Here is a 12,493-nt window from a genome sequence, read left to right on the forward strand (position 1 = left end):
TCCTTCGCTCGGTTCCTGTGCGGAGGAGGGGTGATTTCAAGCGTCGGGCCGGCTGTTCAAAAGCTTTCCCCATTCATAGTCGATGTGGTCCGGCGTGAAAGGCAATACGCCAGCGCCGGGCGTGAAGGTCAATTCGCCGAAATAGATTTCATCGTCCGGTGCATAGAGATCGACACGAACATAGTCGAAGTCTTCGCACAGTCGCGTTGCCGCTTGCAATACCGCGTCCAGGTTTTTCGGTCGCGGAGGAGGCACGGGGCTGCGAGTGTACGGTCCGATCATCACATCCATTACGTTCCAGTTTTCGTCGAACACGTCGCCATGCGTGTTGTTCCCGAAGCGATCGGAAATCAACAAGGTGTACATGGTCGGATGTCCCGTTCGTCCACCGAAGCAATGCAGCTTGAAGTCGGCTGGAATCTGCCCTCGCCTGTCGAGCAGCAGCTTTTCAAAAAAGAGGCGCGGCTCAATGCTCAGATAGTGTCGCTCGCGGGCGACGCGATAGAACGAAGTCGACAACCAGCGATCGGCCAATTCTTTTAGCTTCTCGAACGACGTCGTCGATTTGTCTCTGACTATTTCAACAAAAGTACTGCCGTGATTCGCCTTCATGACGAAAGAAGACGGCAGTCTGTCGAAGACCTCGCACGTGAATATCTCGGGTGCTGCGATTAGCGGAACGAGATGCTCCCGTCCGAGCTTCTTTTCGACGTACTCCCGAACCGCGATCTTGTCGGTCAGAGGCACATAGCGCGGGTCTGGTCGAAGATTGCGCTGAAGGATCTGCTCATTGAACGTGGTAGGGTGAATGAGCTTCGGATACCGGCCAATACACTTCTTGTGTAGCAGGCTTAAAAAGAGCACGTCAGGCAATACCTGCTTGGCGGCTTCTTTCACTCTCCTGAACGCCGACGGAAGTTCATTCGATCCACCGTGAGCCGCTTCCTGCTTCACGCCTTGCGACGCACTCACTGCGTCGCTCGACCGCACACCTTCAATTATTGGCATCTTTTTGCGCTCCCCGTGCATCAGGTCAGTAGATCAGCTTTGCCGATGGCGCAACTGCTGCGGCATGCACGGCAACGCCGGCCGTCGATGCGGCTGCGGGCGGTTGCGAACGTTCCTCGGCCGGGAGATGGCGCAGCGCCCGGAAGTGGGTTGGCGATACACCGTACCGCAGCTTGAATATCCTTCCGAGCCGATTGCCGTCGCCCATTCCACAACGCCGTGCAATCTTGTCGATAGGAAGATCCGTTTCGATCAACATCGAACAAACAACTTCAAAGCGCGTGCGCAGCAGGTACTCGAGCGGAGTCATACCGAACTCGCTCTTGAACCGGCGCTGATAGTTCCGCTTGCTCATCGCGGCCGACTCGGCCGCAAGGCCGACGGAAATTGGCTTGCTGTAGTTCTCGCGAATCCAGCGTGCCGACTCCCGGATCTTTTCGGTTGTCGTCGCGATGTTCAAATCCTCAGCGTCGGGTCGCGCACGCTCAGGGACGTTCGTCTGCAACGCACGAGCGACTCTGTGCGCGATCTCCGCGTTCAGATCGCGTTCGATCTGCACGAGCGCCATCTCCGACGGCGTCGCGCCGGCGGGACGCGTTTCGGACATGCCATCGTCGAGGACGAATACGGGCACGGACGACTGAGCCGGGGGCGTAAATGCTTCAAGCTTTGGCTGCATGCCGGTCGGCATATTTGACCCTTGACGCGACAGCCAGGAAACGAGTGCCTCGTTATTCTGTGCCGCGACATCGGAGCCGCGAGCAACAAAGAGTGCGTGAAAGTCGGCAAGCCGGTATTGCTCGAGCTTCTGCGTCCAGATCGAGAAGCAGGAACCGCCCGTAACAAAGCCGCCGGACTCCGACAGCACGGTGAACCGATAAGAAGGATGTTCGCCGTTGCCGTGGTCGAATTCGTTAGCGAGGCGAAAAGCGTCTCCAATGGCGCCTACGGCTGCCATCGAGCAGTGATGCGAGATGAGCACGCCAATGTGCCTCTCAAGCCTTGAATCAACCTGTCGTTCGTCAGTGTGCCACGGATGCGATCGAGCAAACCCATTCACGTTTAGCTCTCCAAATTAATGCGAAATACTTCGATGCGGCCCAGAATACCGTAGTGAATAGATCGATTGAATAGCTGTCGGATTTGGGCGAACGATGTGGCGTAATTGTTCGAAAATGGCAAGTATTACCGTTTATTAGCGTTATGTTCGTTGTTGATTTTTCCGGCCGAGGAAATTATTTCGCGTAAAAATTATCTGGCACTTATGAAAGAAAAGCGGGTCTTATCCTCTGCGAGCCTTGCTGGATAAGCGTCTGAAAGGCGTATCTCGCTTCATTCCCCAAATCTCGGCTTGTGGCACTGTCACCAGGCTTCTGTTACGTGATTTCGGCCTGGTCGTATCAATCTGTTACACCAATTTCAGATCGGCACAACTCTTTCTTTCCCTGGTAAACCCCGTTACACGCTCCACGTTATCGGCCATTTGTACCCGAATTTGAGCCGAAGTCGTTCAAATCCGGATTCTGCCCGTCTATGCTTCGCTGCAACAGCTTGGAGAGGCCATTGCCAATTCCGCAATTCGCCGGAATGTTGCTTGCAGGTCTTCACCGGGAAATCGCTTACGCCGAAAGTGCGCAAATGTTGTGACCTCGCGCGCTGATCAGTTTTCTTCGGTCGTGGGATAAAAGTACGCAATCACCGTATTGGACAGTACATCTCTATTGGCTCACTGAAGTCATAGAGGTGCGTCTAGATATTTGGCAACCACTTTGCTCCAGAGGGAGGAACGCATGAATGGAATGCGCACGCATGTTGATCTTCTCGTCCGGAGATTCCGGCACGGCACTAGCTAGACAGAGAGTCTGAGTGCCGACGCCGAAATGGCGTTCGCATGTCCTGCCGGCTCCGGCCAGGCTGAGTGACATTCCGACGCGCCGAATCCGCGTCAACTCTAGCGGCAACAGCAGCTTCAGTTCGCGATCCGGTGCTGCACTTCTGCGTACCGCAGAGTGCTCCAGGGAAACGTACATGAAAGGATGATTCAGGTGGATTACTACCCCTACAACTCGCTTCCTGCTCCTCCCGCTCCCGTCAACAACGAGCGCACGCAGCTCAGTGGGCGCGAGATGCTCAACCTCATGCGCGATCATATCTGGGAGATTCTGGCAACCACGGCGGCCGTATTCCTGCTCGCGCTCAGCTATCAATTGATCGCGAGTCCCGTCTATTCGGCGGACGTGCTCGTGCGCGTCGATCCACCAGAGGCAAACGCACTCGGTATCGCGCTGCAGAATCAGGATTCGATGCTTCCGCCGCCCGCACCGTCGCCCAGCACTGAAATGGGCGTGATGCAAAGCCGTTCGGTGCTCGATCCTGTGATCGAACGATATCGCTTCGACGTCACGGTCAAGCCGCGCACGATTCCGGTTCTGGGCGACATCGCCGATAAGTTCGCAACGCCGGGCGAGCCTAACAGTGCATGGCTCGGCTTGAAGTCGTTTGCGTGGGGCGGAGAGGTCGTGAATGTCGGCTATCTGAACGTCCCGCAGAACCTCGAGGAAGAGAAGCTCAGGCTCGTTGCGCTCGATGGCGGTACGTATGAGCTTCTGGGTCCGTCGGGCGAGTTTCTGCTCAAGGGCGAAGTCGGCAAGCCCGTGACGGCCAACGGCGTCTCGGTACTGATCAGTAAGCTGGCCGCGCGGCCCGGAACGCACTTCGAAGTGATCCGGTGGAATGGCGTCGATGCCGTCAAGCGCTTCATGGATGTCGTGAAGATCACCGACAAGGTGAAGGACTCCGGTCTCATCCAGATCGAGTACGCAAACAAGAGCGCGTCGATGGCTGCCGATGTGGCCAATGCACTTGGACAGCAGTATCTGACTACCGCTGCCGCGAGCCGTCAAATGAACGACACGCAGACGCTCAATTTCATCAAGGGCGAACTGCCGCGCCTGCTTGCGGATTTGCGCAAGACGGAGCAAGCACTCAAGGACTTCCGGGCGAAATCCAATTCGATGCAGCCGACGGCCGAATCGCAGACTTACCTGCAGGGAGGTCTGGACCTCGATCGTCAGATCGCGAGCCTGCAATTGCAGCGCACCCAGTTGCTGGACAAGTACGCGCCGGGAAGCCGCTGGATTCAGAGCATCGACTCCCAGCTCGCCCAGTTGAACAAGGCGAAGTCCGAGTTCGACAACCGCTTCCAGGGCATGCCTGCGTCCGAGCGCGAGAGCGTCGATCTGATTCGCGCGCAGAAGGTCGCTGAGACGATTTACATGGGCATGGTGCAGAAAGCGGAGCAATTGACGGTTCGTCGCGCGAGCACGACGGGCGGCGCGCACATCGTCGATTCGGCGATCCGGCCGCATCGCCCTGTTAAGCCGAATCCGCTGATCGTGCTGCCGGGCGGCGTCGTGCTCGGCCTCGTTTCGGGCATCTTCCTCGTCTTCATGCGCCGTCACGTGCTCGTGGGCGTGACCGATCCGCGATACGTCGAGCGCCGCTTGAGCGTGCCTGTGGTCGGCGAAGTGCTGTTCAGTCATCAGCAAACGATGCTGGACCGGAGCTTGCCCGCTGCTGCGCGAAAACCGCTGCCTGGCGTGAGCGGGAAGAATGGATCGCCGCAACGCAATGGCGGCGAACCGTCGGCCGGCGCGAACGAGAGGATCGATCCTTCGTTTAGCGATTCGGGCACCAAGGTACTCGCGGCGCGTTTCCCGCATGACCCGTCTGTCGAGGCGCTGCGCGCGGTTCGCACGACGATGTCCCGCGATCTCGCGAACGCCCGCAACAACATCGTGATGGTGACGGGGCCGACGACGTCTGCAGGCAAGAGCTTCGTGGCCGCAAACCTCGCGACGCTGCACGCCGAAGCGGGCTCGCGCGTGGTGCTGATCGACGGTGATATGCGTCGCGGCCACCTCGCTGCGTTCTTTAGCCAGAGCAACCGCGGCGGCCTGTCGGAAGTCCTGTCCGACCGTATTCCGCTGCGTGATGCGCTGCGCGAAGTCGGCATCGACGGCGTCACGTTCATGTCTTGCGGTGCACGTCCCGAGAATCCGGCCGCGCTGCTGACGCGCCCACGCTTCAGGCAATTGCTCGAACGGCTCGGCAATCACTTCGACCTGGTGATCATCGATACGCCGCCGTTCCTCGCCGTCACCGACGCATCGATTATCGCGAACGAAGCAGGTGGCTCGTTGCTCGTGCTGCGCTCGGAAATGCAGTCGGAGGAAGAGATCGCCGACACGGTCAGGAAGATCGAACGCGCTGGCGGTCGTATCGCCGGGTGCGTGTTCAATGGCATACCCGTGCGCCGCAGCACGCGCAGCTATGGCTACGCGACCAATTACGCGAGCGATTTCGGAGACGTCGAGACGGCCAGTTGATGTCGGGCTATCCCACGCTTACGCGACAACAGGAAACGGTACAACTTCGTGAGGCGGAGAAACCCAATGGCATTCGCGATCAACGGAAAATTCACCTCGCAACCCATTACGGGCGTGCAAAGGGTCGCTTATGAGCTCACCAGGGCAATGCAGATGCGCGAGAACCCGGGTAGTGAACTCGAGGTCTTCGTGCCGCAAAACGCGATGGAGCCGGGTGCGTCCCTTAAGCGGCAGCGCCGGTTTCCGTGGTTGCGGGGCACGCTGTGGGAGCAGATTACGTTGCCGATTGCCGCGCGTCGCATGACGCTCGTCAATCTGTGCAACACCAGTCCGATTCTCAAGCGCCGTCAGGTGGTGATGGTTCACGATATGGCCGTCTATGACGTGCCTGACGGCTTTTCGAAGAAGTTCCGGCTTTGGTACCGGCTCTGTTTTTCGATGCTGCCGAAGCTGGACCCGTTCGTGCTGACGGTGTCGTCTTTTTCGAAGCACCGGATCAGCCACCATCTGAATATCGACGAGTCGCGCATTGCCGTGATTCCGCCGGGCGCAGACCACCTCGACCGTGTCGTGTCGGAGCCTGGCATCATCGGCCGTCTGCAACTCGAGAAGGACGCGTACTGCGTGATCGTCGGCAGTCTCGATCCGCGCAAGAACCTTCAACGCGCTCTGGATGCAATTGCGAGATTGGAGCATTTGCGTGACGTCAAATTCGTCATCGTCGGGGGCAGGAATCAACGTGTATTCAGCGGCGAAGGCGTGAGCGACAGGCCCGAGTCGAAGCAGGTGATCTGGGCCGGCTTCGTGACGGATGGCGAACTCAAGGCGCTTTATGAGCAGGCGGGCTGCCTCGTGTTTCCGTCGCTATATGAGGGATTCGGACTGCCGCCTCTCGAAGCAATGTACTGCGGATGCCCCGTGATCGCTTCGTCGCGCACGTCGATAACTGAAGCGTGCGGAGACGCTGCCATGTATTGCGACGCCGTGTCCGCAGACGACATTGCTGAAAAGATCTCGCTGATGATGAGTCACGGCGAGTTGCGCCAACGCTATCGGAGCAAAGGCATGGCGCATGCGCGCGAGTACCGTTGGGACCGGTCGGCGAAGAGGCTGCTGGATCTCTTGTATGGGAAAGAGAGCGAGCCTATGCCGGAGTTGTTTCCGCGTGCGACGGTGGGTTGATAAGCGCTAGTCGCCGGGACGGACCAATGTATAGGAAGAGAAACCGACAAGATAGACGACACGCGCTCAAGACGCTTGCTGCACTCGCATGCGCGGGCCTGCCGGGCATGCGCACGACGCCGGTTGCATTCGCGGCCGACGCAGTGGGCAAGCAACGTGAGGTTCGCAGGATGACCGACATGATCGGAACGAACGGATGGCCAGGATCGGACGCCGACATCAGCATGTGGCACGCGATGGGCATCAGCTGGGGCCGCGGTTCCGTTGGCCCCGGGCAGCCCGATTCCGCGAAGCAGACGATGCGGGTCAACGGAACGGGCAATGCGTACGACAGCGATCTGCCGTCGGCCATCTTGCGCAACAACGCGAATGGAATCAGGTCTTTGCTGTTCCTCGGCTATACGCCGAAGTGGAATGCAAGCGTGCCCGGCGATTCGAAGTCGGCGCCCGTCGACGTGGAGGCGTGGCAACGGTATGTGGAAGCTGCCGTCAGCAAGTACTCGAAGCCGCCTTATAACGTGCGCCATTTCCAGATCTGGAACGAGGCGGCCGGCCGCTTGTCGGGTGGGCTGCCGCAGGCCACGTTCTGGCATGGACCCAGGTTCGATCGCGACGAAAAGCGCTCGGGGCCATACGAGCGCGCGATGCAGGACTACGTCGACAGGATCCACTTGCCGGCAGCCCGCATTGTCCGCAAGTACGGCGCGTATATCGTCTACGGCGGATGGCCCGATCAGGGCGGGCTCGACACGTTCGGCAAATGGCTCGAATACAGGAGCGCGCGCTCGAATGAGCGGATGATCGATTGGGTCGACTACCTCGATACCCATTATTTGCCCGTCGGCGATCTCGACGGTCTGTATCAGCGGTATGTGAAGCAGGGTCCGGCTCGCGGGCTGTGGCAAACCGAAATCGGCGACAGATACATGGAAGACCCGCATTACCTGCCGCGCTATTTCTTCGAGTTTGCAGTGTGGGCGCTGGATCGCAACTGGGACGACCCTGACAAGTACGTGACAATGGTGTACCACTGGGACGGCTTCGAGCCGTACCGGCTGACGCATCGCGGGCCGCCCCGCACGTACAACCCTTCGGGGCGCAGCCTGGTGGTTCTGAACAAGACGGTTCCCGGCATGCTTGCGCCGTTCTCGAAGTCGCTTCGGTTCGGGCCGCAAGCCAAGGGTTCTGCACTGCTCTCGGACAGCGACATCGTCATTCAGGTCAGCGCCGCACCGGGCTGGCGGACGGTCGAAGCGGCAGGCGTCGAGCAGCCGTCACTGGACGGTGCAGAGGTGCTTTTCATCGACGCCGTGACGGGCGCCGTTGCACCTCGTGAAGACGCCATGCTGACATCGAACAGCGGGACGCTGAGCATCCGTTTTCGCGTGCCCGCCGCAGTCAATGGTGCCGATAAGAAGTCGCCCGCTCATCTTGCCTATCTCGTCGTCCGGCGACAGAAGACGACATGAGACACGCAGCTTTTTATCGGCGAGGCAATAGTGCCGATTACCGAGAGAGAAGATTTGAGCATCGACGGATTCAACCTATCGCCGCGAGATCCCATGAAACAGATGGCCATCGTTATTTGCAACTATAACTACGAGCGCTTCATTGCCGAGGCGATCGACTCGTCGCTGAACCAGGACTATCCGGGAACGCGAGTGATCGTCATCGACGATGGCTCGACGGATGGTTCGCGCGCGATCATCGAGAGTTACGGCTCGCGCATTTCCGCGGTCTTCAAGGAGAACGGCGGCCAGGTATCCGCCTACAACCTCGGACTCGAACTCGCCGACACCGAGTATGTACTCTTCCTGGACTCGGACGATGTGCTCTATCCCGACGCCGTGTCGGAAGTAATGCGCACGTTCGCGAGCGACGACGTGGCGAAGGTGCAATTTCGCCTCGATGTCATCGACGTCGAGGGCAAGCAGACAGGCGCCCACGTTCCGCACTCCGTACCGCCGACCGATTGCGGCACCTTGCTGATGGGCGGCTGGCTTTATCCGTCGCCGCCTGCGTCGGGCAATGCCTATTGCGCGCGCGCGCTGAAGAAGCTGTTCCCGGTTCCGGAAACGGCGATCAACCGCTACGGCGCCGACTTCTATGCGATCTATGGCGTCGCTCTGGTCGGGCCGGTCGCGATGGTACCCCGCTCGCTTGGAGCGTATCGCGTTCATCAACGTGCAAATGAATCGAGCGTGTCGTTCGCAAACTCGGAGCAATTGACTAAGGCACCGAAGGCATTCAAGGCGCGGTGGGCAACATTGCGCGAGCTCGCCCGTACGCGGCTCAATCGGGAACTGCCGATGTCATTTCACGACTTTGCGCATGAAAAGGCCTATTTCTGCTCGAACCTCTATCAAGCGCCATTGGCGACACGCTGGCGCTGGGTGATCAACGACTCTTACGACTATCGGTACTCGATACTCGCCAATCCTTTCTGGAGCCTGAAAAAGAAGGCGGGAACGCTTTTTCTGTCCAGCCTCTGTCTGTTGCCATATTCGCCACTCTCCAACTTCGTGGTCCGGTACATCACCAATCCGCTAGCGCGTCGAAGCGCCGCGGCCGGGCGTTAGGAGACCGCCATGCGGCATCGACGATATCAAAGAGGTCGGTATGGACGGTAAGAAGAGCGCTAACGTCATAGCCTTTGTTTACGGCGGATATTTGATGAGATACGTGTATCTCATCATCGTCGTGCCCTTCTACGGGCGCGTGCTGGGCGTCTCCGAATATGGCCGCGTGCTCGCTGCCATGTCGCTGATGAACGTGATCTGGATGCTCGTCAGCTACGGGTTCACGTTCGTCGGCATGCGTGAAGTTTCCAAGGCGCAAGACACGAACGAATGCAACGCGATCTACTCGCTGCATGTCAGCGCGCGCCTCGCGTTGGGCGTGTTGGGCGGCGCCGTGGGATTCATCGCGACGATGTGCTCGCCGGCATTGTCGGAGCGGCCTTTGATCGGCGTTCTGGCAACGCTGCTCGGCATCGTGTCCGCGTTGAATCTCGGCTGGCTCTACCAGGGCCGTCAGCACTTCAGAACGCCGATCATGATCGAGGTGTTCGGCTTCGCGCTGAGTCTCGCGCTCGTGCTGAGCCTGGTCAAAGGCCCTGCGGACTCGATATGGGTTGTCGCGAGCCTGTTCATTGCGGGCATTGCATCGGCCGCGATCTCTTATGCGCTCGCAACGTTTCAACTGGGCCGGCCGCACCTGTCGGTGTCGGGCATCGTTCCGCTGATAAAGAACTCGACGATGCTCTTTTGCTATTCGTCGGGTTCCGTCGTGCTGACGGCGTCATCGACTTATCTGCTGACGCTGTTGTCGACTCCGGAACAGGTCGGCTATTTCGGAGCCGCAGAACGTTTCGCGACGATCGCACTGGCCCTGATGGGGCCTGCGGGACAGGTATTCATCCCCACGATCTCCCGCCAGCTCGCGCAGGGCGACAAGGCGGGTGCGCACGCCACCACGCGACGCGGCGCAATGTTGCTGCTCGGTTACGGACTGCTGGTTTTTTGCGGCGCATTGGCGCTGTCGCCGTTCGTGCTGCCACTGATTCTCGGACACGCATTCACGCCTAGCGCGCGGGTGTTGCAGTGCTTTGCATGGATGTTCCCGTTCGCGGCGTTCAACGAATTTGCAGCCTTCTACGTATTCGTTCCGCGAAGGAAGGATCGTGTGCTTGCCGTTGCTGGGGCAGCCGCGGGCATTGCGAATCTTGCGTCTGCACTGTGGCTCGCGCCCCGGTTTGGGGCAGAAGGCATGGCGTTTGCCCGCGTTATTGGTGAGCTATCACTTTCGGTGATGCTGCTGACGATCATGGTGCGTCTGCAACTCGTCACGCTGCTGCCGGGAGCGGGCCGCGCGATGGAGTTGATGGGCCGTATGGCGTGGGCCAAGCCACATGCTGGAACGGGTAAAGACGAATGATATCGATGACGCATCAGATGTTTTGCTGCGTCGGGGGTGAATTATCAATGGTGTTGCAATGTGCGTCGGTACTTATGAAGAGCGTAAGAACAGACGGACCGGACGAGCACAGGAGGTGGAATTGAAAGTTGCGATTGTTCACGATTGGTTGGTGGTATCGGGCGGAGCCGAAAAAGTATTGGAGAACATCATCGAGTGCTTTCCCAACGCGGACCTGTTCTCGATCGTCGATTTTCTGGAAGACCGCAAGTGCATCAAGGGAAAATCCGTCGCTACGTCATTTATTCAGCGAATGCCGTTTGCACGGAAGCGCTATCGCGCGTATTTGCCGTTGATGCCGATTGCGATCGAACAGCTCGATCTCTCGGGCTACGATCTCGTCATTTCCAGCTCGCATGCCGTTGCAAAAGGCGTGTTGACGGGTCCGAACCAACTGCACGTCAGCTACGTTCACTCGCCGATACGCTATGCGTGGGATCTCCAGCATCAATACTTGCGCGAGTCGCATCTGGCGGCGGGCTTGAAGTCGGTTCTGGCGCGCGTGCTGTTGCACTACATACGCGGCTGGGATTCGCGTTCTGCGAATGGTGTCGACTATCTGCTCGCGAACTCGCAGTTCATCGCGCGGCGCATCAGAAAGGCCTATCAACGCGATGCGACGGTGATCTATCCTCCCGTCGATCTGAGCAACATGCGGCTGCGCGAGCGCAAGGATGACTTCTACGTGACCGCGTCCCGGATGGTGCCGTACAAGCGCATCGACCTGATCGTCAAGGCGTTTTCGCAGACGCCGGACCGTCGCCTGGTCGTGATCGGCGATGGACCGGAGATGAAGAAGATCAAGGGGGTTGCGGGCGACAACGTGACCATCATGGGTCATCAGCCCTTCGATGTGCTGGTCGACCATCTACAGCGCGCACGCGCGTTCGTGTTTGCGGCGGAAGAAGATTTCGGCATTTCCGTCGTAGAGGCGCAGGCTTGCGGCACGCCCGTCATTGCATATGGCAGAGGCGGCGCGCTCGAATCAGTGATGGGACTGCCGCTTGAGCGGCCCACAGGTGTCTTCTTCGGTGAGCAGACAGAAGAGTCGCTGCTCGAAGCCGTGACGCGGTTCGAAGAGAACGCGGGCCTCTTCGACGCGCGTGTGTGCCGGAAGAACGCCGAACGCTTTTCGTCAGAGAAGTTCAAGAGAGCGCTGATGTCGTTCGTCGACGCGCGCCTGCCCAATGAATTCGTCGATCGCACGGCGCCGTATGCGATGAAGGAACGCGCGCGCGACGACGAACATCATCACCAGCTGGCTTGATTCGAAACCTGGCTTAATCGGGACGTTGGCGGGAGGAGAAGCGTCCTCCCAGTGCGGACAGAGCACGCACATTGGACAGCGCGCATTTGACAGTGGGCGCATGTCCGCGAAGGGCTTCCGACTTCGCATCGATGATGTCCTGAAGCGGCGCCTTGTGTCCGTAGGCCAGAGTCGATATGGCGAGCAGACTCACCGTCGCCCAGATCGGCCGAAACTTCCTGAACTCTACGCGCAACGCGGTTCGCAGGAACCACGCAGCAGCGATCACACCGACCACCCAGCCGACGATCACTTCCATCACCGAGTGCGAGTGGTCGAATACGCGCGAGTAGCCCGTCAGGGCTCCGATCAGCAGACCCGCCACGATGCCCGCAAGAGGCGGCTGGCGCCACCATTTCGACAGCAAGGCGATGGTTACGATCCACACGGCAGTGGAGAGCATCGTGTGCCCGCTGATCACGCGGAAGTGGCCAAGCGGCAGCGCTATGCCCCACGTCGAATAGAGAACCTTGGTCGCGCCGACCAACGCCATTCCGCAGGTCAGCGCGAGTATCCATCGGCACGCGAGGACCACGTCGACCCTCGCGATCCATGCAGCGCACAGAATGGCGACGGGTACGGTCAGCGCCGCATCACCGATGTTGGTGAAAATCATCCACATATCGGTGCGATC

Annotated in this window: 9 protein-coding genes; 6 read left to right on the plus strand and 3 right to left on the minus strand. The window is 59.2% G+C overall.

Features of this window, described 5'->3' with window-relative positions; genetic code table 11:
• Positions 1 to 36 precede the first annotated feature (36 nt).
• Positions 37 to 972, minus strand: a complete 936-nt coding sequence (locus tag AB4Y32_RS26605; protein ID WP_368724219.1) for an ATP-grasp fold amidoligase family protein — start codon at positions 970 to 972, stop codon at positions 37 to 39.
• 61 nt (positions 973 to 1,033) lie between these two features.
• Positions 1,034 to 1,576: a helix-turn-helix domain-containing protein gene (locus tag AB4Y32_RS26610; protein ID WP_368724220.1), complete on the minus strand. Its 543-nt coding sequence runs from the start codon at positions 1,574 to 1,576 to the stop codon at positions 1,034 to 1,036.
• 1,468 nt (positions 1,577 to 3,044) lie between these two features.
• Between AB4Y32_RS26610 and AB4Y32_RS26615 the strand changes: the two genes are divergently transcribed.
• From AB4Y32_RS26615 to AB4Y32_RS26640, 6 genes are all read left to right on the plus strand, one after another.
• The gene (locus AB4Y32_RS26615; protein WP_439899845.1) at positions 3,045 to 5,396 is read left to right on the plus strand and encodes a polysaccharide biosynthesis tyrosine autokinase; all 2,352 of its coding nucleotides are present in this window, start codon (positions 3,045 to 3,047) and stop codon (positions 5,394 to 5,396) included.
• A 66-nt stretch (positions 5,397 to 5,462) separates the two neighbouring features.
• A complete protein-coding gene (locus AB4Y32_RS26620) occupies positions 5,463 to 6,578 on the plus strand; it encodes a glycosyltransferase family 4 protein (protein ID WP_368724222.1) in 1,116 nt (371 codons plus the stop codon).
• A gap of 26 nt (positions 6,579 to 6,604) precedes the next feature.
• Complete coding sequence (locus tag AB4Y32_RS26625) at positions 6,605 to 8,047, plus strand: hypothetical protein (protein ID WP_368724223.1); 1,443 nt, start codon at positions 6,605 to 6,607, stop codon at positions 8,045 to 8,047.
• 93 nt (positions 8,048 to 8,140) lie between these two features.
• Positions 8,141 to 9,157 (plus strand): glycosyltransferase family 2 protein, encoded by a 1,017-nt coding sequence (locus AB4Y32_RS26630; RefSeq protein WP_368724224.1) that lies wholly within the window; start codon positions 8,141 to 8,143, stop codon positions 9,155 to 9,157.
• 40 nt (positions 9,158 to 9,197) lie between these two features.
• Positions 9,198 to 10,514 (plus strand): lipopolysaccharide biosynthesis protein, encoded by a 1,317-nt coding sequence (locus AB4Y32_RS26635; protein WP_368724225.1) that lies wholly within the window; start codon positions 9,198 to 9,200, stop codon positions 10,512 to 10,514.
• A gap of 121 nt (positions 10,515 to 10,635) precedes the next feature.
• Positions 10,636 to 11,820 (plus strand): glycosyltransferase family 4 protein, encoded by a 1,185-nt coding sequence (locus AB4Y32_RS26640; protein WP_368724226.1) that lies wholly within the window; start codon positions 10,636 to 10,638, stop codon positions 11,818 to 11,820.
• A 13-nt stretch (positions 11,821 to 11,833) separates the two neighbouring features.
• Here the strand turns inward: AB4Y32_RS26640 and AB4Y32_RS26645 are convergent, their stop codons facing one another.
• Positions 11,834 to 12,481: a phosphatase PAP2 family protein gene (locus AB4Y32_RS26645; protein ID WP_368724227.1), complete on the minus strand. Its 648-nt coding sequence runs from the start codon at positions 12,479 to 12,481 to the stop codon at positions 11,834 to 11,836.
• Positions 12,482 to 12,493 lie beyond the last annotated feature (12 nt).

The organism is Paraburkholderia phymatum, assembly GCF_040965635.1.
GTDB classification, from domain to species: domain Bacteria; phylum Pseudomonadota; class Gammaproteobacteria; order Burkholderiales; family Burkholderiaceae; genus Paraburkholderia; species Paraburkholderia phymatum_B.

What these genes read in the sequence shown, in the direction of transcription:
- AB4Y32_RS26645 (WP_368724227.1), bottom strand. Translation starts at nt 12,481, where the DNA reads ATGTGGATGATTTTCACCAACATCGGTGATGCGGCGCTGACCGTACCC.
- AB4Y32_RS26630 (WP_368724224.1), top strand. Translation starts at nt 8,141, where the DNA reads ATGAAACAGATGGCCATCGTTATTTGCAACTATAACTACGAGCGCTTC.
- AB4Y32_RS26620 (WP_368724222.1), top strand. Translation starts at nt 5,463, where the DNA reads ATGGCATTCGCGATCAACGGAAAATTCACCTCGCAACCCATTACGGGC.
- AB4Y32_RS26615 (WP_439899845.1), top strand. Translation starts at nt 3,045, where the DNA reads ATGATTCAGGTGGATTACTACCCCTACAACTCGCTTCCTGCTCCTCCC.
- AB4Y32_RS26635 (WP_368724225.1), top strand. Translation starts at nt 9,198, where the DNA reads ATGGACGGTAAGAAGAGCGCTAACGTCATAGCCTTTGTTTACGGCGGA.
- AB4Y32_RS26625 (WP_368724223.1), top strand. Translation starts at nt 6,605, where the DNA reads ATGTATAGGAAGAGAAACCGACAAGATAGACGACACGCGCTCAAGACG.
- AB4Y32_RS26610 (WP_368724220.1), bottom strand. Translation starts at nt 1,576, where the DNA reads ATGGCGCTCGTGCAGATCGAACGCGATCTGAACGCGGAGATCGCGCAC.